This window comes from Stenotrophomonas sp. PvP093, assembly GCF_017876915.1.
GTDB classification, from domain to species: domain Bacteria; phylum Pseudomonadota; class Gammaproteobacteria; order Xanthomonadales; family Xanthomonadaceae; genus Stenotrophomonas; species Stenotrophomonas muris.
The window spans coordinates 458,802-481,027 of the sequence record NZ_JAGIOX010000004.1 but is presented as its reverse complement, the minus strand read 5'-3'; the positions used below and the strand labels follow the sequence as shown (position 1 = coordinate 481,027).

The 22,226-nt window shown below is 68.6% G+C and carries 23 protein-coding genes; 14 read left to right on the top strand and 9 right to left on the bottom strand.

Translation table 11 applies throughout. From position 1 onward, the window contains the following. Nucleotides 1-33: 33 nt before the first annotated feature. The 4 genes from cutA (at nt 34) to J3A72_RS04915 (ending at nt 6,458) form a co-directional block, all read left to right on the top strand. Nucleotides 34-372, top strand: a complete 339-nt coding sequence (gene cutA, locus J3A72_RS04930) for a divalent-cation tolerance protein CutA (protein ID WP_014648595.1) — start codon at nt 34-36, stop codon at nt 370-372. Then, a complete protein-coding gene (locus tag J3A72_RS04925; protein WP_014648596.1) occupies nt 369-2,750 on the top strand; it encodes a protein-disulfide reductase DsbD in 2,382 nt (793 codons plus the stop codon). Before cutA ends, J3A72_RS04925 begins: the two co-directional genes overlap by 4 nt. Beyond that, a complete protein-coding gene (locus J3A72_RS04920) occupies nt 2,747-3,310 on the top strand; it encodes a TlpA disulfide reductase family protein (protein WP_075076455.1) in 564 nt (187 codons plus the stop codon). The genes J3A72_RS04925 and J3A72_RS04920 overlap by 4 nt, the downstream gene beginning before the upstream one ends. Before the next feature lie 625 nt (nt 3,311-3,935). Next, entirely contained in the window at nt 3,936-6,458 is a 2,523-nt protein-coding gene (locus J3A72_RS04915) for a sulfite reductase flavoprotein subunit alpha (protein WP_075076456.1), read from the top strand. Between the two features lie 92 nt (nt 6,459-6,550). Here J3A72_RS04915 and J3A72_RS04910 read toward each other — a convergent pair whose 3' ends face one another. Beyond that, on the bottom strand, nt 6,551-9,088 hold the full coding sequence (locus J3A72_RS04910; protein WP_075076457.1) for a methyl-accepting chemotaxis protein: 2,538 nt from the start codon (nt 9,086-9,088) through the stop codon (nt 6,551-6,553). A 203-nt stretch (nt 9,089-9,291) separates the two neighbouring features. Here J3A72_RS04910 and J3A72_RS04905 point away from each other — a divergent pair, with 203 nt between their 5' ends. Further along, nucleotides 9,292-10,131: an arylamine N-acetyltransferase gene (locus J3A72_RS04905; protein WP_075076458.1), complete on the top strand. Its 840-nt coding sequence runs from the start codon at nt 9,292-9,294 to the stop codon at nt 10,129-10,131. A gap of 65 nt (nt 10,132-10,196) precedes the next feature. Here the strand turns inward: J3A72_RS04905 and J3A72_RS04900 are convergent, their stop codons facing one another. Next, nucleotides 10,197-10,568 (bottom strand): VOC family protein, encoded by a 372-nt coding sequence (locus J3A72_RS04900; protein WP_075076459.1) that lies wholly within the window; start codon nt 10,566-10,568, stop codon nt 10,197-10,199. An 82-nt stretch (nt 10,569-10,650) separates the two neighbouring features. Between J3A72_RS04900 and J3A72_RS04895 the strand changes: the two genes are divergently transcribed. Beyond that, a complete protein-coding gene (locus J3A72_RS04895) occupies nt 10,651-11,367 on the top strand; it encodes a transporter substrate-binding domain-containing protein (protein WP_014648602.1) in 717 nt (238 codons plus the stop codon). Nucleotides 11,368-11,401: 34 nt separating this feature from the next. Here the strand turns inward: J3A72_RS04895 and J3A72_RS04890 are convergent, their stop codons facing one another. After that, nucleotides 11,402-12,301, bottom strand: a complete 900-nt coding sequence (locus tag J3A72_RS04890) for a LysR substrate-binding domain-containing protein (protein WP_032959086.1) — start codon at nt 12,299-12,301, stop codon at nt 11,402-11,404. A 98-nt stretch (nt 12,302-12,399) separates the two neighbouring features. On the opposite strand from J3A72_RS04890, the gene J3A72_RS04885 reads away from it, so the two are divergent. Next, the gene (locus J3A72_RS04885) at nt 12,400-12,543 is read left to right on the top strand and encodes a hypothetical protein (protein ID WP_169411611.1); all 144 of its coding nucleotides are present in this window, start codon (nt 12,400-12,402) and stop codon (nt 12,541-12,543) included. Between the two features lie 7 nt (nt 12,544-12,550). On the opposite strand, the gene J3A72_RS04880 is transcribed toward J3A72_RS04885, so the two are convergent. Further along, the gene (locus J3A72_RS04880) at nt 12,551-13,117 is read right to left on the bottom strand and encodes a GIY-YIG nuclease family protein (RefSeq protein ID WP_032959085.1); all 567 of its coding nucleotides are present in this window, start codon (nt 13,115-13,117) and stop codon (nt 12,551-12,553) included. A gap of 132 nt (nt 13,118-13,249) precedes the next feature. On the opposite strand from J3A72_RS04880, the gene J3A72_RS04875 reads away from it, so the two are divergent. Continuing rightward, complete coding sequence (locus tag J3A72_RS04875; protein ID WP_046432803.1) at nt 13,250-14,044, top strand: D-alanyl-D-alanine carboxypeptidase family protein; 795 nt, start codon at nt 13,250-13,252, stop codon at nt 14,042-14,044. 5 nt (nt 14,045-14,049) lie between these two features. On the opposite strand, the gene J3A72_RS04870 is transcribed toward J3A72_RS04875, so the two are convergent. Continuing rightward, complete coding sequence (locus J3A72_RS04870) at nt 14,050-14,643, bottom strand: TetR/AcrR family transcriptional regulator (protein WP_032959084.1); 594 nt, start codon at nt 14,641-14,643, stop codon at nt 14,050-14,052. 16 nt (nt 14,644-14,659) lie between these two features. Then, nucleotides 14,660-15,256, bottom strand: coding sequence for an NAD(P)H-dependent oxidoreductase (locus J3A72_RS04865; RefSeq protein ID WP_209571974.1), 597 nt, complete (start codon nt 15,254-15,256; stop codon nt 14,660-14,662). 126 nt (nt 15,257-15,382) lie between these two features. On the opposite strand from J3A72_RS04865, the gene J3A72_RS04860 reads away from it, so the two are divergent. Continuing rightward, a complete protein-coding gene (locus J3A72_RS04860) occupies nt 15,383-15,916 on the top strand; it encodes a hypothetical protein (RefSeq protein ID WP_046432795.1) in 534 nt (177 codons plus the stop codon). Between the two features lie 57 nt (nt 15,917-15,973). Here the strand turns inward: J3A72_RS04860 and J3A72_RS04855 are convergent, their stop codons facing one another. After that, a complete protein-coding gene (locus J3A72_RS04855; RefSeq protein WP_075076461.1) occupies nt 15,974-16,801 on the bottom strand; it encodes an isocitrate lyase/phosphoenolpyruvate mutase family protein in 828 nt (275 codons plus the stop codon). Nucleotides 16,802-16,965: 164 nt separating this feature from the next. Between J3A72_RS04855 and J3A72_RS04850 the strand changes: the two genes are divergently transcribed. The 5 genes from J3A72_RS04850 (at nt 16,966) to accC (ending at nt 20,752) form a co-directional block, all read left to right on the top strand. Next, complete coding sequence (locus tag J3A72_RS04850; RefSeq protein WP_046432799.1) at nt 16,966-17,694, top strand: DOPA 4,5-dioxygenase family protein; 729 nt, start codon at nt 16,966-16,968, stop codon at nt 17,692-17,694. 274 nt (nt 17,695-17,968) lie between these two features. After that, nucleotides 17,969-18,418 carry a type II 3-dehydroquinate dehydratase gene (gene aroQ / locus J3A72_RS04845; protein ID WP_032959080.1) on the top strand — a complete coding sequence of 150 codons (450 nt, stop codon included), beginning with the start codon at nt 17,969-17,971 and terminating at the stop codon, nt 18,416-18,418. Further along, entirely contained in the window at nt 18,415-18,840 is a 426-nt protein-coding gene (locus tag J3A72_RS04840; protein WP_032959079.1) for a lysozyme inhibitor LprI family protein, read from the top strand. Before aroQ ends, J3A72_RS04840 begins: the two co-directional genes overlap by 4 nt. Before the next feature lie 54 nt (nt 18,841-18,894). Then, nucleotides 18,895-19,374, top strand: a complete 480-nt coding sequence (gene accB, locus J3A72_RS04835) for an acetyl-CoA carboxylase biotin carboxyl carrier protein (RefSeq protein ID WP_005419696.1) — start codon at nt 18,895-18,897, stop codon at nt 19,372-19,374. A 10-nt stretch (nt 19,375-19,384) separates the two neighbouring features. Further along, on the top strand, nt 19,385-20,752 hold the full coding sequence (gene accC / locus J3A72_RS04830) for an acetyl-CoA carboxylase biotin carboxylase subunit (protein WP_014648613.1): 1,368 nt from the start codon (nt 19,385-19,387) through the stop codon (nt 20,750-20,752). 129 nt (nt 20,753-20,881) lie between these two features. Here accC and J3A72_RS04825 read toward each other — a convergent pair whose 3' ends face one another. Both J3A72_RS04825 and J3A72_RS04820 read right to left on the bottom strand, forming a co-directional pair. Beyond that, a complete protein-coding gene (locus J3A72_RS04825; RefSeq protein ID WP_075076462.1) occupies nt 20,882-21,256 on the bottom strand; it encodes a hypothetical protein in 375 nt (124 codons plus the stop codon). Then, the gene (locus J3A72_RS04820) at nt 21,253-22,224 is read right to left on the bottom strand and encodes a hypothetical protein (RefSeq protein WP_049407901.1); all 972 of its coding nucleotides are present in this window, start codon (nt 22,222-22,224) and stop codon (nt 21,253-21,255) included. The genes J3A72_RS04825 and J3A72_RS04820 overlap by 4 nt, the downstream gene beginning before the upstream one ends. Nucleotides 22,225-22,226 lie beyond the last annotated feature (2 nt).

The following is a 22,226-nucleotide window of genomic DNA, read 5'->3' as shown; positions in this document are numbered from 1 at the left end:
CCTGACCCGGCGGCGGCCCTATACTCGGCGGTCATGTCGACCGTCGATCCCGTCCTGCTGCTGTTGACCACCTGCCCGGACCGGGCCAGTGCCGAGCGCATCGCGCACGCGCTGGTCGGCGAGCGCCTGGCGGCATGCGTGACCCGCCTCGATGGCGCGCAGTCGACCTACCGCTGGCAGGGCGAGGTGACCACCGACGCCGAACTGCAGCTGCTGGTGAAAACCACCGCGAGCCGCGTCGATGACGCAATTGCCCGGATCGTCGCACTGCATCCGTATGAACTCCCGGAGTGCATCGCGGTCGAAACCCGGGCCGGCCTGCCGGCGTATCTGGACTGGATCCGGGCACAGACCCGGGAGGACACTGATTGAAGACTCTGTTTGCGCGCGGCGCCGCCTTGTGCGCCCTGTTGTGGCTCTCGCTGCCGGCCTTCGCGCTGGATGAGAAGGACCTGCTGCCGGTGGACCAGGCGTTCGCGCTGACCGCCAGTGCCCCCGAACGGGGCCAGGTGCAACTGCAGTTCAAGATCGCACCGGGCTATTACCTATATCGCCACCGCACCAGCGTCAAGGCCGACCCGGCCTTCAATGCCGGCGCGCTGCAGATGCCCAAGGGCGACAAGCACCACGACGATTTCTTCGGCGAAGTCGAGACCTATCGCGAGCGCCTGCAGGCCACCCTGCCCGGCACGCCGTCCGAGGCTGCCGGCACCATCAGCCTGGAAGTGCGTTACCAGGGCTGCGCCGATGCCGGTGTCTGCTACCCGCCGCAGAAGCGCGTGGTGCAGGTCACCCTGCCGGGCGCCGGTGCGGCGGCGGCGGTGCCTGCCGCGCGTGCCGGTGCGGCCAGCCCGTTCAACAACCCGCTGGCCGGTGCCGGCAACAGCGGTGGCCTGCGCCTGCCGGGCGCGGCCAACAACAGCCAGGCCCTGCCGCTGCCGTCGGAACAGGCGTTCGGCTTCGATGCCATCGCCAGTGACGGCAACACCCTGCTGCTGCGCTTCAGCCCAGCGCCCGGCTATTACCTGTATCGCGACCGCACCTCGCTGAAGCTGGAAGGCAGCGCCGGCGTGCTGGCCGGCAAGCCGCGCTGGCCAGCCGCGCAATCGCATCGCGACGAGCACTTCGGCGATGTCTCGGTCTACTTCAACCAGGTGGAAGTGCCGCTGCCGCTGCGCCGCACTGTCACTGATGCCGTCGACAGCACCCTGGTGGTGACCTTCCAGGGCTGCCAGACCGATGGCATCTGCTACCCGCCGATGACCCGCCGGGTGAAGCTGTCGATTCCCGCTGGCAAGCTGTCCGCCAGCATTGACCAGGCGCCAGCGCGCAACGAGGTGATCAGCCCGCTGCCCGCCGCCGGCGTGCCACGTGAATCCGCCAACGGCGCACCGTTGCGCCTGCTGCCGACCGTCCCCAACGACGGCATTGCCACTCCCGCCGCCAGCGGCAGTGAGGGTGCGCGCAATGAGTTCGCCGCCGACGCGCGCGATGGCAACGCACTGCGCACGCGCCCACCGGCGACCACCCCGAACCCGGACCGTTCGTTCGTGTGGGTGCTGCTGCTGGCGCTGGCCGGTGGCCTGGTGCTGAACCTGATGCCCTGCGTGCTGCCGATCCTGTCGCTGAAGGTGCTGAGCCTGGCGCAGAGTGGCGAAAGCCCTGAGCGGGCACGCAGCCATGCCCTCTGGTACACGCTGGGCGTGCTGGTCGCGTTCGCGGTGATCGGCGCGCTGATGGTGGGCCTGCGCGCGATCGGCAACGCCGTCGGCATCGGCTTCCAGCTGCAGCACCCGGGCGTGGTGGCGGCGCTGGCCTACATCATGTTCGCGGTGGGCCTGAGCCTGTCCGGCGTGTTTACCCTCGGCGGTGGCATCGGCAACCTCGGCCAGTCGCTGGCCAGCCGCAGCGGGCCGGCCGGCGATTTCTTCACCGGTGCGCTGGCCTGCCTGGTCGGCAGCGCCTGCGTCGGCCCGTTCATGGGCGGGGCGATCGCCTATGCCTTCATTGCCCCGCCGCTGAAGGCGATGACCGTATTCCTGTTCCTCGGCCTGGGCCTGGCGCTGCCGTTCCTGCTGATCGGCTTCGTGCCGGCGCTGGCACGCCGCTTGCCCAAGCCCGGCCCGTGGATGGAAACGCTCAAGCACGTGCTGGCCTTCCCGATGTATGCCACCGCGCTGTGGCTGCTGTGGGTGCTGGGCAAACAGCGCGGCGTGGACGGCATGGCACTGGTGCTGGGTGGCCTGCTGCTGTTCGCCTTCGGCCTGTGGCTGTTCGAGCGCAATCGCTGGACCGGCTCGCGTGCGGTGACCCTGCTCGGCGTGCTGCTGGCGATCGGCGCGCTGGTTCCTGCCTGGGGCGTGACCCAGCTGGCACCACCGGCGCGGGCCGCACAGGCCGCCAGCGAGAACGTGGTCGAGTATTCGCCGCAGTTGCTGGACCGCCTGCGTGCGGACAACCGCGTGGTGTTCGTCAACATGACTGCCGACTGGTGCGTGAGCTGCAAGGCCAATGAACGTGCCGTGCTGTCGCGGCCGGAGTTCAAGGAACTGCTCAAGCGCACCAACGCGGTGTACATGCGCGGTGACTACACCAACGTCGACCCGCAGATCACCACGTTCCTTGAAGAGCACAAGGCCGTGGGCGTGCCGCTGTACGTGGTGTACGGCCCGGGGGCGCCGCCGACCGTGCTGCCGACCCTGTTGACCCAGGCGGTGGTCGAGGAAGCGCTGCTGCGCACCGCACGATGAAGTGGCAACGGCCAGCGCTGCTGTGGACAGCGGTGCTGGCCGCCGGCCTCGGCCTGTGGGCCGGGCATCGATTCTCACCCGGCCCGTCTGCACCGGCCGCGGCAACGACGGCTTCCACAGCGACGGCCGTGAAGCCTACCCTGCAGGTGGGTGATCCCTTGCCGGCGCTGATCCTGCCGGACCTGGCGGAACAGCCGCTGGACCTGCGCGCCCGCTTCGCCGGCCGGCCGCTGCTGATCAATGTCTGGGCCAGCTGGTGTGCGCCCTGCGTGGAAGAGATGCCCGAACTGGCCCGCTTCGCCGAAGCCCAGGGCGACAACGGTGTGCAGGTGCTGGGCATTGCGCTGGATGCCCCGGACGACGTGCGCGCTTTCCTGCTGCGGGTGCCGGTGGACTACCCGATCGTGGTCGAGACGCCGGGGCCACGCGATGCCAGCGTGCAGCTGGGCAATACGCAGGGCCTGCTGCCCTACAGCGTGCTGTTCGATGCACAGGGGCGGCGGGTGAAGGCAAAGCTGGGTCCGTTCGCCCACGGCGAGATCGACGGCTGGGTGAAGTGAGGGTGTTTTTTGCAGGGCTTGGAGCCCTGCACCCTGCTCAATGCAACGGCAACAGCCAAAGCGGGCTTTCCGTGGGATGGCGGGGCGCTGTGGCTGTGCAGGACACGCCGTAAACCCGTCCGTGGGGGCTCGATGGCGCCATCCATGGCGCCAACGGTCCTGCACAGCCACACCGCCCCACCTTCGACAGATTCCGGCGGCTGTTGGTAGGTGTCGACCTTGGTCGACACATCTGTCAGATATCGATATTCAGAACGGAATCAGACCCCGTGCCGACCAACGGTCGGCACCCACCAAAGCAGAACCTCGTTCCGACAGATCGCAGGAACTGTCGAAGGCGGGGTGGGTCCGGTTGAGGGGGCGTGAGCGCCATGGATGGCGCGACCGAGCCTCCATGGACGGGTTCACGGCGTCCTCCGCAACCGGACCCACCCCGCCTACCTGCTAAAAATCCACTGTTTGTGCTGTTGCCGGCCAGCGGCCGGCACTACCGCGGGTGCCGGGCGCAGCCCGGCCGGCAACCCCTGCTTGACCGCAGCCGGGGCGCCGCGGAGAATTCCGCGACTAATTCTCATTTGCTGTTGCGCAGGATGCGGGCGGCAGCCTCCCGGGCCCCTCTCCTTCGATGTTCAAGAACGTCCTGTTCCAACTGCATTGGCTGCTGGGCATTACCGCCGGTGCCGTCCTGGCCCTGATGGGCCTCAGCGGCGCCATGCTGTCCTTCGAGGACGAGCTGCTGCGCGCGGCCAATCCTGGCTTCGCTGAGATCGCCGAGCACCATGCGGACGGCCAGCATCCCCTTGCACTCAGCGAACTGGTGCCGTTGCTGCAGGCTGGCAGCGAGCGCCCCCTGCAACGCCTGCGCGTGGATGCCACCGGACAGCGGCCGTCGGTCGCGCGCTTTGCCGGCGGCAAGGAACACTGGGTGTACTTCGATCCGTACAGCGGCGAGCGCTTCAGCGCCCTGCGCGGGCAGGCATTCTTCGACGTCGTCGAGGACCTGCATCGCCACCTCGCTGCCGGTGAGCGCGGCAAGTGGATCACCGGCAGCTGTGCAATCGCGCTGCTGTTCTTCACCCTGTCCGGTCTCTACCTGCGCTGGCCACGACGCTGGTGGCACTGGCGCAGCTGGCTGGCGGTGGAGTGGACGCGCAGCGGCCGAGGCTTCCTGTGGAGCCTGCACTCGGTGGTCGGCACCTGGGTGCTGCTGATCTACCTGATGAGTGCGCTGACCGGCCTGTGGTGGTCGTTCGACTGGTACCGCAACGCGGCCAACACGCTGCTCGGTGTGGCGCCGGCGGCAAAGCACACGGTTGCCGCCGACGCGGCACTGGACGTCCATCGCATCGAGGCCACGCTGTACGCGCTACCCGGCGTGCGCACCGGCTTCATCGACCTGCGCCTGCCGGAGAAGCCGGGGCAGGCGCTGAACGTGCGGGTGATGGCCGGTGATCCGTCGCAGCGCGGCGGCCACCACGACCGTGCGCATGACCTGCTGCAGCTCGATCCGGCCAGCGGCGCGGTTCTCGATGCCCGCCCGTACGCGCGCCAGGGCGCGGGCGGACAGCTGGCCACCAGCGTGTTCGCGCTGCATTCGGGCAGCTACTTCGGTGTGCCCGGGCGCGTGGTGGTGATGCTCAGCAGCCTGGGCATGAGCCTGTTCTTCATCACCGGCTGGATGCTGTACCTGGACCGCCGCCGCAGCCAGCGTGCGGCGCGAGGGCTGCGCCGCGCGCTGCCGGCCACGACCACCGATGGCCGTGGTCCGCCGTGGCTGGTGGTGCATGCCAGCCAGAGCGGACTGGGCGAACAACTGGCGTGGCGTGCGGCCGCGCAGCTGCAGGCGTCCGGTCATGCGGTGCAGGTGCAGTCGCTGGCCCGCGTCGATGCCGCGACGCTGCAGGCCACCTCCCAGGCGCTGCTCGTGCTGAGCACGTTCGGCGACGGCGAGCCACCGGATGCCACGCGCCGCGCGGCGCGGCTGCTGCTCGCACAACGCCTGGACCTGTCGCGCCTGCAGTTCGGCCTGCTCGCGCTGGGCGACCGCCAGTACCCGCATTACTGCGGCTTCGGCCGCCAGTTCGATGGCTGGCTGATCGGCAACGGCGCGCGCCCGCTGTTCGAGCGCATCGATGTCGATGCCGCTTCGGTGCCGGCATTGCGCCAATGGCAGCAGCAGCTGGGTACGCTCACCGGCATCGTCACCGATGACAGCGTGCTGCCTGCGGCTACGCAGATGCATGAGTGGCGCCTGCTCGGCCGCGACCACCTCAACCCGGGCAGCGTCGGCGGAGCCATCTGGCGTATCCGTCTTGCCGCACCGGCCGACGTGCAGTGGCAGGCGGGTGACATCCTGCACATCGCACCCCGCCACAACGCGCGGCATGCCGGTGCCGTGCTGAAGGGCCACGGTCTGGATCCGCTGCAGCCCCTGCTGGTCGATGGCCATCCGCGCACGCTGCTGGCGCTGGCCAGTGAACGCGAGCTGCCCGAGGCCGATGCCGCGCTGGCGGTGCAGGATGCCTGCCTGTGGCTGGCCGGGCTGCCGCTGCTGCCCAGCCGCGAGTATTCGATCGCCTCCTGCACGGATGATGGCGTGGTGGAGCTGGTGGTGCGGCTGGTGCATGACGCCTCCGGTCGCGCCGGGTTGGGCTCGGGCTGGCTGTCGTTGCATGCACCGATCGGTGCCGGCATCGTCGCCCGCGTGCATCGCAACCCCGGTTTCCATCGCGTCAGCGGCGCGCCGATGGTGCTGATCGGCAACGGCACCGGCATCGCCGGGCTGCGCAGCCTGTTGCGCGAAGCTGCCCACGCAGGCGAGCACGGGCACTGGCTGCTGTTCGGTGAACGCCAGCGCGCACACGACTTCCTGTTCGCCGACGAGATCGAAGCCTGGCAGGCCAATGGTCATCTCACGCGGGTGGACCTGGCGTTCTCGCGCGATGGCGAGGGTGGTTACGTGCAGGATCGCCTGCAGGCGGCCACTGGAACGCTGCGCGACTGGATGCAGCGCGGTGCGGTGATCCATGTCTGTGGGTCGTTGCAGGGCATGGCCGAAGGCGTGGACCAGGTGCTGCGAACCGCACTGGGTGATGAAGCGGTGGAAACGCTGCTGGAAAACGGGCGCTACCGCCGCGACGTGTATTGATTCCTGCCGCCGAACGCTGGTGTGAGCCGAGCATGGACTCGGCTCTACAGTGTTCGTGCAGCCGATGTAGCGCCGAGCCCACGCTCGGCTGACTAGGCCGCCGCGCGCGCCTGCGGCATCGACTGCAAGCGGAACGCGCCCACGGCTTCTGCCAAGGCACGCACCTGCGCCTGCATCTGCGCAGTCGAGGCCCCCGCCTCTTCCACCAGGCTGGCGTTGCGCTGGGTGCTGGCTTCCATCTGCACGATGGTCTGGTTCACCTGAGCGATGCCCGCATGCTGGTCCTGCGACGCACTGCGGATACCTGCCAGCAGGTCGGCCAGCTGCTGCACGCTGCCGACGATCTCGCCCATCGTGGTGCCGGCCTGCGCGGCCTGCTGGTTGCCTTGGCCGACACGCGCCACCGAATCCTCGATCAGCCCCTTGATCTGCTTGGCCGCCTCGGCACTGCGCTGCGCCAGCAGGCGCACTTCGGCGGCCACCACAGCGAAGCTGCGGCCCTGCTCGCCGGCACGCGCCGCTTCCACCGCCGCATTGAGGGCAAGGATGTTGGTCTGGAAGGCGATGCCGTCAATTAACTGGGTGATGTCGCCGATCCGTCGCGAGGCTTCGCTGATGCCATGCATGGTCGCGACCACCTGGCCGACCGCCTCGCCACCCCGCTGGGCCACCGCCGCCGCGCCCTGCACCAGGGCATCGGCGCGGCCTGCGGCATCGGCGTTGCGGCCGACGGTATCGGTCAGCTCCTGCATCGACGCCGCGGTCTCTTCCAGGTTGGCGGCCTGCTGCTCGGTGCGCCGCGACAGATCGTGATGGCCGGCGACGATCTCGCCAACGCCGGTATCCAGGCTGGAGGTGGCCTGCTGGATGCGGGTGACGATGCGGCCCAGCTGCGCGACGGTGGCATTGGCATCGTCGCGCATGCGCGCGAACACGCCCTGCAGGTCCCCCTCCATGCGCACGCTGAGGTCGCCGCGGGCCAGCGCAGCCAGCAGTGCCTGCAGGTCACCAAGGTTGGTTTCAAAGGTGGCCAGCAGGCGATTGATGCTGGTCGACAAGGTGCGCACGAAGCCCTGTTTTCCCTCCAGCGCGATGCGGCCGTGCAGGTCGCCATGTGCGGCGGCGTCGACCAGTGCTGCCACTTCGGTTTCCAGCAGCGTTTCCAGCGCGCGGCTGCGCCACTCCACTGCCACGCCGAGGAAATGCCCTTCGTCGGTGATGGCATTGGCGATCAACTGGTAGCGGACGCCGGCATGACCGATCTCGCGCTCCTCGCGCTGGCGCACGCCAGCCAGGCTGGCCAGTGCCGGATGCAGGCGCACGGCATCGCTGCCCACCAGATCTTCGGCCTCGCGCTCGAGTTGCTGCAGCAGTGCCGGATTGACGTAGGCCACCTGGCCCTCGGCATCGATCACCATCAGCCCGGTCTGCGCACTGTCCAATGCCTGCCGCACACGGGTGTTGCCGCGCGCCACGGCACGCTCGGTCTCGATGCGCGCGCGCAGGCGCTGCTGCATGTCGACCAGGCGCTGCGCCAGCTGGCCGATTTCATCGTTGGCGTTGTAGACGCGCAGGGTGGTGTCGAGTCGGTCGTCGGCGATGTCGCTGGCGAAGCGCAGGGTGTCCTGGATCGGCTGGCGCACCGCACGCCGCACCAGCACCAGGCTGGTGATCAACACACCGGCGACCAGCAGCAGGGTCACCGCGAACAGCACGCTCATGGTGCGTGCGCCGGCCCGCTGGCGGGCCTGGGCATGGGCCAGTGCCGCTACCTGCGCCTGCTGGAACGCGGCCAATGCCGGCGCCACGCCGGCGGCGGTATCCAGCAGCGATTGCGCCTCTACATCCAGGCCCACGCGGGCGGCGGTATAGCCCAGCAATGCGGCCTGATAGGCCTCCATGCCGTTACGAAGGGCATCCTGCGCATCGGTCGGCAGGCCCACCAGTGCGAGATCGAACGGCAGCTTTTCTTCGCTCGCACGGTCGGCATGGGTGGAGTCGCCATCGAGCAGCAGCAGTGCCTCCTGGCGGCGCATCTTCTGCAGGGACAACGCCAACGAAGGCCGCTGCAACGCATCCACCTGCGCCTGCAGGGCGTCGGCGGCCTGCTGCAATTGCGCGGCGAGGCCGGCATCGCCACGACCCATCTCATCGACGCGTTCGAACAGGGCGGCCACACCCTGCGAGAACGCGCCGGCGGCTTCGGTCAGTGCCTGCAGCGCCTCGCGCCGGCCGGGATCCATCGGCATCGCGCGCAGCGCCTGAAGATCGGCCTGGAGCGCCTTCTGCGTCGCCAGCAGCTGCGCGCGGTCGGCATCGTCGAAACTACGTGCATACTGGGTCTGCAGACGACGCGCCTCGGCCACCCGCGTGGCCACGCTCGCGGCCAGATCGCTGCCGTGCTGGTAGCTGGCCTGGCTGCGCGCCGCCTGCGTGCTGGCATGGCCGGTCCAGGCGTAGACGGCGGCGATCGCGATCAGGCCCAGCCCACAGACCCACAGGGTCGCCTTGAGCTTGCTGGCCACACTGAGCCGATGCGGCTGCAGCCACAGCAGCAGGCCGGGGGACGCCGAGCGCAGTGCGGCAAGCCGCATGCGCAGGGACCGGAGGTGGGGGACGACGGCCGACATGACAGACTCCAGGCGGAAGGACGCACCTGTATCGGCGGGAAATGGCGCAACTTTAGGGCGCTCCTGGTTCACTCCCACCGATTGCTGGCGGACGCGGCCTTTGTACCCGGCACAGGCGACGGGGGGATGACACCCGCGCAATGCTTGACCTCAACCCCGGTTGGGGGAGCACAGTAGATCTCCCTCCCCCGCCCGGCGCGCGCATGACGACGCTCGATGTCCCCCGCTACCTGCAACGCCTGCAGCTGGATGCACCGCCACCGCTGACGCTGGCGGGCCTGACCCTGCTGCAGCAGCGCCACAACGCACTGCTGCCGTTCGAAACCCTCAGCTGCCTGCTGCGCGATGCAGTACCGATCGACCTGGACAGCGTGCAGCGCAAGCTGCTCGACGACCGTCGTGGCGGCTACTGCTTCGAACTCAACGGCGGCCTGCTGGCACTGCTGCAGGCGCTGGGCTTCGATGCACAGCCGTTGAGCGCGCGCGTGCTGCTGGCCGCCCAGGACGGCGAACTGACCGCACGCACCCACCTGCTGCTGCGTGTGCAGGTGGACGGCGATGACTGGCTGGTGGATGCCGGTTTCGGCAGCCTGACCCCGACCGTGCCGCTGCGGCTGCATGATCCGCAGCCGCAGGCCACGCCCCACGAGCGCTTCCTGTTGCAGCGCCTGCCCGGTGAGGGGGATTTCGTGCTGTCCGCCGAGTCCGGCGATGGCTGGCGGGCGATGTATCGCTTCGACCTGCACGCGCCGGCACCGATCGACAACGTCGTGGGCAACTGGTACGTGTGCACCCATCCCGATTCCAGTTTCCCCGGCCAGCTGCGCGCATCCCTGACCGGGCCGGACTGGCGACGCACCATCGGCAGTGGCAACTACACCGAGTACCGTCCCGGCCAGGCACCGGACAAGCGTCCGCTGCGCGATGTGGGCGACGTGCGCGAGGTGTTGCAGCAGCGCTTCGGCATGCAGCTGCCGGACGACCCACGGCTGGACCCGGCGATCAACGACTGGCTGCAGCGCTCGCGCGCCGCGCCCTTGTAGAGCCGAGCCCATGCTCGGCTGCTGTTGGCCCAGCCGCTCCAGCTCAGCCGAGCATGGGCTCGGCTCTACGGAATCGCGCGCGCCTGCACTGCGATCCGGTTGCCTTCACTGTCGCGGATCTCGGCCACACGCCAGTCACCCGCGTCGGCCGGGCCGAAGCGCAGCTCGGCCCCGGCCTGCAGCGCACGCTCGAGGCTGGCATCCAGGTCATCAACCCCGATGTAGATGCGCGCACCGTGGACGGAGGGCAGATAGTCGGCCCCCCGCACCAGCGCCATGCTGGCACCGGTGGCCTCATCGGCAAACGGCAGGTAGGCCATCCTGCAGTCGTGCAGCAGGATCGGTTCGTCCACCGCCACCTGCAGCCAGTGCTGGTAGAACGTGATGGCCCGGCCCAGGTCAGTGACCGGTATCTCGACGTGCAGGATGGGGTTCATGTCCGCAGGATAACCGGATGCTGACACTGCCTTGCAGGTCCGTACTGGCATGCTGGACCGCCCTTTCCCCGCGGAGTCCTGCATGTCCCTGGCCGATCATCGTGGTGCGCTGGCACCGCTGGGCTTCCTGCGCGTGGCCATCAACCTGGGCAATCCAGTACTGGCGCAGGGGGACGCGCGCTCACCGCGCGGGCCGTCACTGGAACTGGCCACGGCATTGGCGCAGCGCATGGGCGTGCAGGCACGCTTCACCTGCCACGACGCCGCGGCCGCGGTGGTCGCTGCAGCCAGCAAGGATGCCTGGGACCTGGCCTTCCTGGCCATCGATCCGGCGCGCGCCGACCGCATCGCCTTCAGCGCCCCCTATGTGGAGATCGAAGGCACCTACCTGGTGCGCGAGGACAGCCCTGCGCAGCAGGTGGCCGACCTGGACCGCGATGGTCTGCGCATCGCGGTCGGTCGTGGCGCCGCCTACGACCTGTTCCTCAGCCGCGAACTGCGCCACGCCATGATCGAGCGGGCCGAGACGTCGGCCGCTGCCATCACCCTGTTCGATCTGCAGCGCCTGGATGCCGCCGCCGGCGTGCGCCAGCCGCTGGCCGCCTGGGCGCAGGCGCATCCCGGCCACCGCGTGCTGGCCGACCGTTTCACCGTGATCCAGCAGGCGGTCGCGGCGCCGGCCTCGCGCCCGGCCGATGCATTGCAGGCGCTGTTCGAGGAAGTGGAGGCGATCAAGGCAGGCTCGTTGCTGGGCGAAGCCTTCGCCCGTGCCGGGCAGGCGGTTACGTTGGTACGGTGACCGCGGGACACACGCAGTCGAGCATGGCTCGACGCTATAAATGCGCGTCTGCCATGTGCCGGACGTGCTCGGCCGCCTGAGCGTGCAGCCAGTCGCGGAAGGCCAGGAAGCCGCGATGGCGGGCCGAGCGCTGCGGGTAGACCAGCCAATGCGGCCAGGCGGTTTTCAGTCGCAGGCTGGACAGCGCCACCAGTTGGCCCGAATCCAGCAGCAGGCGCGCCCGCGTCACCCGTCCCAGCGCTACGCCCACCCCGTCCAGCGCCGCACGGTGATGCGCCTCCGAATCATCCAGCACCGCCACGAAGCGCGGCGGCGGGTTCTGCCCACTCAGCGCGAACCAGGCGCCCCACGCGCCATCGGGATCCCCCAGCAGCGGCCACTGGTTCAGCGGCACGCGGTCGATCCCTCCCATGCGTTCGATCAGCGCCGGGCTGGCCATCGGCAGCAGCCACTCGTCGAACAGCGGCTCCACCACCAGGCCCGGCCACTGCCCGCTGCCCAGCCGCAGCGCGGCGTCGAACTGGCGCTGTCGCTCGAAGTCAATCAGGCGTTCACTCGACTGCAGGTTGATCTCGATCTGTGGATGCTCGGCAACGAAGTGCCCCAAGCGCGGCACCAGCCACGCCGACGCCATCGACGGTACCGCGCTGATCGTCAGCACGTGCTCGGCGCGTGCGGCATAGGGCTGGAAGGCCTCGTTGATCGCATCCAGATGCGGGCCGACCTGGTCGAGCAGGCGCTGCCCTTCCAGGGTGAGGGTGACGCCGCGTGGCTGGCGGACCAGCAGTGGCTGCCCCAGCCGCTCTTCCAGCTGGCGCATCTGATGGCTGAGCGCACTGACGGTCAGGCTCATCGACGCCGCTGCGCGTGACAGGTTGCCCAGCCGCGCGGCGGCCACGAAGCCCTGCAGGGCGTGAAGGGGCGGACGGGACATCAGGCTTGAATTCCTCTCAAGGCATGCTTGCGGAAATGTCGCTTTTTCCGCGTCCATGCTGCCCGTATCGTGCAATCCACTCAAGTGGAGGGACGCTCATGAACATCTACGGCAGCCTGTTGTTCCTGCAGGGCCACGTGGCCAACGCCGAACTGGCCCGGCAGCTGGCCTGCCCGTCCACCGGCTCCCCCACGGGTGCGCCGCAACCGGCCGCGCCGGTTCAGCAACCGCGTGGCCGTTGAACACGGCTCAACCTGCATACCAACGCTGGACGTGTTCAGGCAGCCATGGCATTGGGTCGATATCCAGCGCCCGGCAACCGTCGAGGGTGTCACGCAGCACGCGCTCGCCGGGGCCACCGGGCATGCGCAGGCCATCCTCTTCCGGAAGCTGCACCGCCGCCCAGTCGTGCAGCCGGTCCATGCGCAGGCGCTGGGCGGCCTGCAGCCAAGCCTTGAGCTGGAAACAGCGATAGCCCTGTGCGCCCAACGCATCAACCGCGAGCGACAACGCCTGGTTGGCACCACGCACCCATTCGGTGCGACCTCCGGCCTTGTCCTGGACCGTCATCGGCGCCGGCGCGCGGTGCGCCTTGAACGGCGAACGCAGCTGCAGCTCCAGATCACGCGCATCGCGCTCGCTCTCCGCTTCCACCAGCGTACCGGCATCAAGGTCGAAGAACTCGAACCAGCGCCGGTGCAATGCGCTGATGCGCCCGAGCGGATCGCGTGAGAAGCCGATCTTCGCGTAGTCCTCCCACGCACAGGGGAAGACGTAGGCGAAGACACGACCGTCGATGCGGATATGCGGCTGCATGTGCGCAGGCTGCCTCCACTGCAGCCCGGGCGCAACCGGGCGTTGCCGTGGGCGCCGCAGGGCTTTGGCAGTACGGCTTCATGCAGCCGCTTCGGACTATCCTCGCTGGCTGTCGCTGTCATCACCGCCACCATGCCTGCTCCTGCGCCTGCCCACCTGCCGGTCTCGTCCATCACCCTGGAAGCGGCAACCTTCGCGGTGGTCCACCAGCACAACGCGGACATCGCGCGGCAACCGGCCTCGCTGACCAAGCTGATGACCGCCTACGCCGCTTACGGATGCGTCGAAGAGAACGGTGGCACGTGGGACCAGGCGGTCACCATCGCCGCCGAGGATGTGCATGCCGTAGCCGATGATGAAACACGCATGGGCCTGGTGCCCGGCGAAACGGTCACGCTGGCGCGCCTGCTGGAAGGGTTGATGATCGTCTCCGGCAATGATGCGGCGCTGGCCATCGCACGCCATCTGGACGGATCACAGCCTGCGTTCCTGGGCCGCATGAACTGGCACGCGCGCCAGCTTGGCCTGCGCAGCACGCGGTTCGCCAGCGTGTCCGGCATCACCACCCCGCACCATGCCTCCAGCGCGCGCGACATGGCGGTACTCGCCGCCTGCCTGCTGAATGACCATCCGCAGATCCTGGCAATCACCGCGCAGCGCACGTTCGCGCATGGCCGCTTCAGCCGCAGCAACCAGAACGCACTGCTTGGCGAAGACGGCGTGGACGGATTGAAGACCGGTTACACCCAGGCCGCAGGCTTCTGCCTGGCCGCCACTGCCTGCCGGGCTGTGCCCGGGCGGAACCTGCCGGTACGCCTGATCACCGTGGTGCTGGGCGCTGAAAGCCGCGACGCACGCGATGCCCTTGTGCGCGAGCGGCTGGCCGCCGGGTTTGCGGCGCTGGCCGACACCACCGCCGACGCCTGAGCGGATCAGCGTCGCTTGACCGTCGCCACGATCAAGCGCTGCAGCTCGGCCTCGGCGCCGACCTTGTCCAGCGCGCCTGCCGCCACGGCTTCGGACAGGGCTTCGGCCGCACCGAGAATCGCCCAGCGTCCGGCCAGGGGGACCGTGCCATCGGCCGCAAACGGGCCCAGCCAGGTGTCGCAGTTGTCGATGAAGTCCTGCTGGTAGCGCCGACGCACTTCATGGAGTTCCGGCGCGCCCACCAGCGCAGCGAGGATGCCCTGCACTTCACTGCCCTGGCTGAGGACGCAGTCGATGTAGCCGGAGGCGATGGCCGCCGCACGATCGGCCAGGTGCGCCCTGGCACGGCCGATACGCTCGTGGAAGACCACCGTCTGCCGCCCGTCATAGTCATCGTAGAGCGCGGCCAGCAGCCCGTTGCGGGTCACGAAGTGATCATAGGCCACCGGTTTGGTCACACCGGCCGCCTCGGCCAGCCGCCCCAGCGTCAATGCGTCGGTGCCTTCGTCGCCGACCAGCGCCCAGGCCACGTCCAGCAACTGGCGGGCGCGTTGCTCGCGGGTCAATCGGCGGCGCGTGGGAGCGGCGTTGGCAGGCATCGGTGGAGCACGGCGGTCAGCGCATCGGAGCACCGATTTTACCGCCGATCGCCAGCGCGGTCTGCAGATGCGCTTCGGCTGCACCGGAATCGGCGTCCAGCAGCAGGTCGGACGACAGCACGCGCGCGCCGCAGTAGTCGAAGATGCCCATGTCGATCTGGGTCTTCATCGCCGCACCGTAGCCGCGCCGTTCGATCATGTCCGCGCCAGCCCCGCCGATGCCGACCAGATGCACGCCCAACCGCTGCAGCTTTTTCTGCACCTTGCCATCGGCGCCGTCCTGGTAGGCCCAGCCCTGGGTGAACACACGATCGATCCAGCCCTTCAGCAGCGCGGGGAAGGACCACCAGAACAGGGGATAGACCAGTACCAGCGTGTCGGCAGCCTGCAGCCGCGCCTGCTCGGCGGCGACGTCAGCCGGAGTTGCGCCGGTGCCACGGAACAGCGCCTGGTCCTGCATGTTGAAGCGCGGATCGAAGCCTTCAGCCATCAGATCGGCGTGGGTCACGCTGTTGGCGGCATCCGACGCGGTGATGGCTTCGCCGATGCGCCTGGCGATGGCATGGGTCAACGCGCCGGGTTCAGGGTGGGCGGTAACGATGAGGGTGTGCATGGGGCATGTCCGGAGTTCACTAACTACCAATAGTAAGTAGTGTCGCCCGGGATACCAGCGCCATGCGTGGGACGCTGTTTCCGCATCCACCGTATAGTGCGGCGGTTCCCACTGAGCTGCCCGACGATGCACCGGTATCTGCTTGCCCTTCTGCTGGCCCTGCCGATGGCAATGGACGTTACGCCCGCGCTGGCCGGTGAACTCAGTCCGGAAGACTCGGCCGCATTGCGCAATGAGGTGCAGGCGATGATGGGCGCCTTCGCCCGTGGCGATACCGAGCTGATCATCGCGCGTACCCATCCCAGCCTGAAGCAGCTGGCCGGTGGCGACGAGGCCTATGCGCGGGCGACCCGCGACACCGTGAAGGCGCTGCGCAAGGCCGGCGTCAGCATCATCAGCGACGAGGCAGGCGTGCCGGGCCGCACCTATGCGGCCGGTGACGAGGAAGTCTGCTTCGTACCGCGCCAGTCACTGCTGCGCGTGCGCGAAGCGCCGATGCGCAGCACGTCATTCATGGTTGCTGTGCGACGCGTCGGTACAACGCAATGGCGCTATCTGGACGGCGCGGCGATGCTGGACAACCCGGCACTGCTGCAGCAACTGCTGCCGGCGCTGGAGCCGGGCGTGACGCTGCCCAGGGGTGGGATGGAAGCGCTGTAGTCGCAGGTGCGCGTCCATCCACGCCCGGGCTGGATCCATTGCAGGCCTGGGCGTGTGTCAGCGGAACAGCGCGTTCAACGCCGCGCCCGAAGCCGCCTGCTGCAGGCCATCGAAGCGGCCGTCCTGCAAGATCGGGGCGATGGCCTGCATCAGCCCACCCCACGCAGCTCGCGCCAGCGCACCGCCCAGGCTGACCCGTCGCACGCCGAGTGCCGCGATGTCCTGCAGGCTCAGCGGTGTCGGTCCACCCACCAGCAGGTTCACCGGCTTCTCCCCTGCAGCGGCAACCACCGCGCTGATCTGTTCGGGCGTGCTGATGCCCGGTGCATACAGCACATCGGCGCCGGCCTCGGCATAGGCGCGCAGGCGCTGCAGGGTGTCCTGCAGATCCGGCACGCCAACGAAGAAATTCTCGGCCCGCGCGACCAGCAGCACATCGCCCCCCGCGCGGTCGATGGCCGCACGTGCCGCACACAGTCGCTCGACCGCCTGCCCGATCGGCCGCAGCGGCGCATCGGCCACGCCGCTGGCGTCCTCGATCGACAGCGCCGCGATACCGGTGTCGATGGCCGCCGCCACCGCCTCGCCCACTGCCTGTGGCGTGGCGCCGAAGCCATCACCGAAATCGGCGTTCAACGGCAGCGGTGTCGCGGCCGCCATCAGCCGCAGATGTTCCAGTGTGGCCTGCAGCGAAACCGCCCCATCCGGCCGCCCTTCACTCCAGGCGCAGCCGGCACTGGTCGTGGCCAGTGCCTGGAAGCCCTGCCGCTGCAGGTAGCGGGCGCTGCCCACGTCCCACGGATTGGGCAGCACGAAACAACCTCGCGCATGCAGCTGGCGGAAACGCGCGCGCTTGCGCGGGGTGTCGGCATCAAGCGGGGTCATGGCGGGTTCCCGGGCGGCGGACCTGCACCCTAGCCCACGCTGCGGCGGCACTCAATCACGGCGTGGGCCAGCGTGCATGAGGTGATGCCGGCTGCTTATTGGACACCACCGTGCACTCTGCCCGAGCGTGCTTGCCTGCCACACAGTGCCCCACGGAGCCCCAGATGCACCCGGACCCGCAGACCCTGATCGACGCCGGCGACGATGACGCCCATTGGGCCGACCTGCTTTCACCCGCGCGCCGTCGCCTGATCGCGTCGGCCGGGCTGGCCGCTGGCGGCCTGGCCAGCGCGTCGGCTGCCACCGCAGCCGCGCGCAGCGACAACGCCGTGAACACCACCGAACCCGGGCGACCCGGCTTCCGCGCCATCGTTCCGCCGGCGTCCGAGGGCCGCAGCCCTTGGGGCCAGGCCACGGCCAGCGAGCCTACCCCGCGGCCGGCCAGCGTGCGCCCCGGCGAGGCCACGCTGCCCACCCGGCCACGTGCCTACACCGCCATCAAGAGCTACCACGCCCACATCTACTTCGACGAGGACAGCTTCGAGAAGGCCGCGCTGCTGCGGCGCTGGGCCGCCGAGCGCTTCCCTGTGGAGCTGGGCAACTGGAACCTTGAGCCACGCGGGCCGCACGTCACCCCGTCGTTCTATTTCGGCTTCACCAACGACCTGCTGCCGGTGCTGGTGCCCTGGCTGCAGCTCAACAGCCTGGGCCTGACCATCCTGATCCACCCCAATACCGGCGATGGCCGCGCCGACCATCTGCATTACGCGTTGTGGGTGAACCGCGCGCAGCCGGTCAATGCCTACAACTGGCCGGCGCCGAAGCCCGGGCAGCCGGAACCGCTGGAAGAGGTGTTCCCGAACGTGGTGCCGACGGTGCCGCTGGAGATCTGAGCGGCCGGGTGCCGGAGAGCTCCATGTTGGGGCGCAGTGTGCTGCCCACCGAACCCCGTCCTCCCCGCATGGCGTGGATGCCGGCATCGTCGGCCTACGTGCATGCATCCCCGTCCAGCACCACGTTCAGCGCGCCTTGATCCAGCGCCCGCCATACGGCCGCAAGCGCTCCGGGAGATTTCAAACATACGATTGAAACGCTGCAAACTTCGCCGAACTGGACAGCATCCGCCGGTTCCGCCAGACTGCCGCCCTTTCCCGTCTTCCGGATCCCATGGCGAAGCTGCTGGTCCTGCACGGCCCCAACCTCAACCTGCTCGGCACCCGCGAGCCGGAGGTCTACGGCCACACCACGCTGGCCGACATCGACCAGGCCCTGGCTGCCCAGGCATCGGCCGCCGGACACACCGTGGAACGCCTGCAGTCCAACGCCGAGCATGTGCTGGTGGACCGCGTGCAGGCTGCGCGCAGCGACGGAACCGCTTTCATCCTGATCAACCCCGCCGCCTTCACCCACACCTCGGTCGCCCTGCGCGATGCGCTGGCGGCGGTGGCGGTGCCGTTCATCGAGATCCACCTGTCCAACCCGCATACCCGTGAGCCGTTCCGCCAGCACAGCTACTTCAGTGACAAGGCAGTGGGCGTGGTATGCGGTTTCGGTGCCGACAGCTACCGCTACGCGATGGACGCGGCGCTGCTGCGCGTGCAGGCGGCCAGCGCGTGAAGATGCCGCCGCGTGTGCTTGCCGGCATCCTGCTGTGGGCCGGTCTGTGCGGCGCCAGTGTCGCTGCCGAGCGCGCGGCCGCGGGCATCGACTGCGCACAGGCAAGCGGCGGCTACGAGCGCGACATGTGCGATTCCGATCGCCTGGATGATGCCGACAGCGCATTGAACGCCGTCTACGCGCAGGCGCGTGGCGAACTGAAGGCGCAGGCAACCGATGGCAGCTGCAGCCGCTGCGCGGCGGCCGAACAACAGCTGGTGAAGGCCCAGCGCATCTGGATCACCTTGCGCGATGCAGATTGCGAGGCGGTGTATGCCTTCAATGCAGACGGCACCTCGCGCAACCCCGCGAAGATGCAATGCCTGATCACCCAGACGCGCGACCGTACGCGGCAGCTGCGCGAGTTCTACGAACTGCTTTGAACCGAGTGCAACCGCACTCTCCACCACACTGACATCACGAGCAAAGAGGCCACCATGGATCTCCGCAAAATCAAGAAGCTGATCGACCTGCTGGAAGAGTCGAACCTGGCTGAAATCGAAATCAAGGAAGGCGAAGAGTCGGTGCGCCTGTCGCGCGCCCCGGTAGCCGGCTATGCCGCCCCGGTCGCCGCGCCGGTGTATGCCGCTCCGGCCGCCCCGGCGCCGCAGGCGATGCCGATGCAGTCCCCGACCGAAGCCTCCACCGGCGGCAGCGCCAAGCCGGGCCCGGCACTGCCGGAAGGCCACGTGCTGCGCTCGCCGATGGTCGGCACCTTCTACGCCTCGTCCGCCCCGGACAAGCCGGCCTTCGTCACCGTGGGCCAGCAGGTCAAGGAAGGCGAAACCCTGGCCATCATCGAAGCGATGAAGATGTTCAACCCGATCGAAGCCGACACCTCCGGCACCATCGTTGCCATCCTCGGCGAGAACGGCCAGCCGGTGGAATTCGACCAGCCGCTGTTCGTGATCGGCTGAGGGGCGCGCCATGCTCGACAAAGTCGTCATCGCCAACCGAGGGGAGATCGCGCTGCGCATCCTGCGCGCGTGCCATACCCTCGGCATCCGCACGGTGGCCGTGCACTCCACGGTCGACCGCAACCTCAAGCACGTGGCCATGGCCGACGAGTCGGTCTGCATCGGTCCGGCGCCGTCGCCGCAGAGCTACCTCAACATCCCGGCCCTGATCGCGGCGGCGGAAGTCACCGATGCCCAGGCCATCCACCCGGGCTACGGCTTCCTGTCGGAGAACGCCGACTTCGCCGAACGCGTGGAAGAGTCCGGCTTCATCTTCATCGGCCCCAAGGCCGACACCATCCGCATGATGGGTGACAAGGTCGAAGCCATCCGCGCGATGAAGGCCGCGGGCGTACCGTGCGTGCCCGGCTCGGGCGGCCCGCTTGGCGAGGACATCGTCGCCAACACCAAGATCGCCCGCGAGATCGGTTATCCGGTCATCATCAAGGCAGCCGGCGGTGGCGGTGGTCGCGGCATGCGCGTGGTGCACGCCGAAGCGTCGCTGAAGACCTCGATCGAAACCACCAAGAGCGAGGCCAAGGCCGCGTTCGGCAATGGCGAGGTCTACATGGAGAAGTTCCTGGAGAATCCGCGCCACGTGGAAATCCAGGTGCTGGCCGATGGACAGGGCAATGCCATCCACCTCGGTGAGCGCGACTGCTCGATGCAGCGCCGCCACCAGAAGGTGGTGGAAGAGGCACCGGCGCCGGGCATCACCGCCGAGCAGCGCGAGCAGATCGGCAAGGTCTGCGTGGAAGCCTGTATCCGCATCGGCTACCGCGGCGCGGGCACGTTCGAGTTCCTGTACGAGGACGGCCGCTTCTACTTCATCGAGATGAACACCCGCATCCAGGTGGAGCATCCGGTCACCGAAATGGTCACCGGCATCGACCTGGTGGCCGAGCAGCTGAAGATCGCCGCCGGCCAGAAGCTGTCGATCAAGCAGAGCGACGTGGTGCTGACCGGCCATGCCATCGAGTGCCGCATCAACGCTGAAGATGCTGAAACCTTCGTGCCGAGCCCGGGCACCATCACCGGCTTCCATCCGCCGGGTGGCCCCGGCGTGCGCGTGGACACCCACATCTACAGTGGCTACCGCGTGCCGTCGAACTACGACTCGATGATCGGCAAGCTGATCGTGCACGGCCCGGACCGCGAAACCGCCATTGCCCGCATGCGGGTGGCACTGAGCGAAATGGTGGTCGATGGCATCAAGACCAACATCGCCCTGCAGCAGCGGATCATGCGTGACAAGGGCTTCCAGGCCGGTGGCCAGAACATCCACTACCTGGAAAAGCGCCTGGCCGAGCGCAAGAACAAGCCGATCGCATTGACCTGATCGGCGCCAGGTGCCGGACATGAAAAGGGCGGGGATCTCCCCGCCCTTTTCTGTTCCTGTAGAGCCGGGCCCATGCTCGGCTTGCCGCCAAGCACAGCCGAGCATGGGCTCGGCTCCACAGCGAGCACGTCAGCGCTTGTCGACCACGTCGGCCGGAATCTGCGAATGGGCCAGCGGCCGCACGCCATTGGGCGAGGTCGGATCGACGATCACCATGGTTTCGGTCGAACCATCGGGCCACACCACCTGGAAGGTGCTGCCGGCCGGCAGTGAAGCGAATGGCATGCCACTCTGCGCGCGGTAGACCGCAGCGACCTGGCTGGCACCGGCGCGGCGCACGTCTTCCTGCGCCTTCACCGTGGTCAGCTCCACCTTCGACAGATGCCGGTAGCGGTCCTCGTAGGTATCGATCATCAGCAGGCCAACCGCCCCAGCCGAGTAGGCCACGAACAGCGCCACCCAGAACCAGAACTTGGCCCCATGCAGGAATCGACGGTAATTCATCGCCCGTCCCTCTTTCCAACCAATCGCTTGATCCATTCCTTCATTTTCCCAGCACCTTGCCGCGATACCGCAGCGTCATACACGAAATCCCGGAAATCCTGCGCTCCATCCTGCGAACAGATCCCTCCGTTCGCACAAAAATTGTTGACCAGCACGCTGTCCGCTCCACAGGCCAGGCCGAGTTCACAGGCCGCAAGCCGCCATGCAAGTTCACTGAGCTGCTCGCCCGCCACCAGCCCGTCAAGCGCGCGGTCACCGGCCGCACGCACGCCCATGCCTGGCGCGATGGCCATGTAGGCCTCGGGGTCGCGCGAGGTGCGCACGCGCTCGACCAGGTCGCGGCGGTACTCGGCACTGTCATGCAAGGGCTCGCCCTCGGCGAACAGCGACGCTTCCGCGGCCAGGTTGCCCTGCGCGGCCGCCTTGCGGCGTTCGGCCAGCACCAGCGCCGCGCCCAGCTTGTCGCCCGGCACGAAACCGCCACACCGCTGTGCCACCCGCTCGCGTGCCTCGATCATCGCCGGCGCCGCAGTCAGGCCCAACCCGCTCAGTACGTTGTTGTCCAGGCGGTAGCCACCCGGATCGAGTGCGTACTGCGCGCAATAGTCATAGACGCGGCTGAGCATCCAGCGCGCCTCGTGATTGCCGGTGTCGGCCTGTGCGCGCAGGCGCTGGGCGTAGGCATACAGGTCGCTGGCGTCTTCGATGTCGGCGCGCAGGTCCAGCGGCAGGCCCGACGGCAGCGTGTTGCCGCGCTCGAAAGCCGCCAGCCGACGCGCCAAGGCTTCCGGCACCACCGGCAGCGGCGCTCCGCCGTCACGGCTGGCCATGGCCAGCGGCAGGTCCGGCGGCGCCGACGTCGACGCCACGCCCGCGGCATGGCCGCTGGCCCGATACCCGGCCACGCCCAGCACGGCCACCGCCGGCAGCACGAGCAACCAGGTTTTCAGGGTCGGAGCGAAGGCCATCG

Coding starts and splice junctions, on each gene's coding strand:
- cutA (WP_014648595.1), top strand. CDS start 34: ATGTCGACCGTCGATCCCGTCCTGCTGCTGTTGACCACCTGCCCGGAC.
- J3A72_RS04920 (WP_075076455.1), top strand. CDS start 2,747: ATGAAGTGGCAACGGCCAGCGCTGCTGTGGACAGCGGTGCTGGCCGCC.
- J3A72_RS04915 (WP_075076456.1), top strand. CDS start 3,936: ATGTTCAAGAACGTCCTGTTCCAACTGCATTGGCTGCTGGGCATTACC.
- J3A72_RS04910 (WP_075076457.1), bottom strand. CDS start 9,088: ATGTCGGCCGTCGTCCCCCACCTCCGGTCCCTGCGCATGCGGCTTGCC.
- J3A72_RS04905 (WP_075076458.1), top strand. CDS start 9,292: ATGACGACGCTCGATGTCCCCCGCTACCTGCAACGCCTGCAGCTGGAT.
- J3A72_RS04900 (WP_075076459.1), bottom strand. CDS start 10,568: ATGAACCCCATCCTGCACGTCGAGATACCGGTCACTGACCTGGGCCGG.
- J3A72_RS04895 (WP_014648602.1), top strand. CDS start 10,651: ATGTCCCTGGCCGATCATCGTGGTGCGCTGGCACCGCTGGGCTTCCTG.
- J3A72_RS04890 (WP_032959086.1), bottom strand. CDS start 12,301: ATGTCCCGTCCGCCCCTTCACGCCCTGCAGGGCTTCGTGGCCGCCGCG.
- J3A72_RS04885 (WP_169411611.1), top strand. CDS start 12,400: ATGAACATCTACGGCAGCCTGTTGTTCCTGCAGGGCCACGTGGCCAAC.
- J3A72_RS04880 (WP_032959085.1), bottom strand. CDS start 13,117: ATGCAGCCGCATATCCGCATCGACGGTCGTGTCTTCGCCTACGTCTTC.
- J3A72_RS04875 (WP_046432803.1), top strand. CDS start 13,250: ATGCCTGCTCCTGCGCCTGCCCACCTGCCGGTCTCGTCCATCACCCTG.
- J3A72_RS04870 (WP_032959084.1), bottom strand. CDS start 14,643: ATGCCTGCCAACGCCGCTCCCACGCGCCGCCGATTGACCCGCGAGCAA.
- J3A72_RS04865 (WP_209571974.1), bottom strand. CDS start 15,256: ATGCACACCCTCATCGTTACCGCCCACCCTGAACCCGGCGCGTTGACC.
- J3A72_RS04860 (WP_046432795.1), top strand. CDS start 15,383: ATGCACCGGTATCTGCTTGCCCTTCTGCTGGCCCTGCCGATGGCAATG.
- J3A72_RS04855 (WP_075076461.1), bottom strand. CDS start 16,801: ATGACCCCGCTTGATGCCGACACCCCGCGCAAGCGCGCGCGTTTCCGC.
- J3A72_RS04850 (WP_046432799.1), top strand. CDS start 16,966: ATGCACCCGGACCCGCAGACCCTGATCGACGCCGGCGACGATGACGCC.
- aroQ (WP_032959080.1), top strand. CDS start 17,969: ATGGCGAAGCTGCTGGTCCTGCACGGCCCCAACCTCAACCTGCTCGGC.
- accB (WP_005419696.1), top strand. CDS start 18,895: ATGGATCTCCGCAAAATCAAGAAGCTGATCGACCTGCTGGAAGAGTCG.
- accC (WP_014648613.1), top strand. CDS start 19,385: ATGCTCGACAAAGTCGTCATCGCCAACCGAGGGGAGATCGCGCTGCGC.
- J3A72_RS04825 (WP_075076462.1), bottom strand. CDS start 21,256: ATGAATTACCGTCGATTCCTGCATGGGGCCAAGTTCTGGTTCTGGGTG.
- J3A72_RS04820 (WP_049407901.1), bottom strand. CDS start 22,224: ATGGCCTTCGCTCCGACCCTGAAAACCTGGTTGCTCGTGCTGCCGGCG.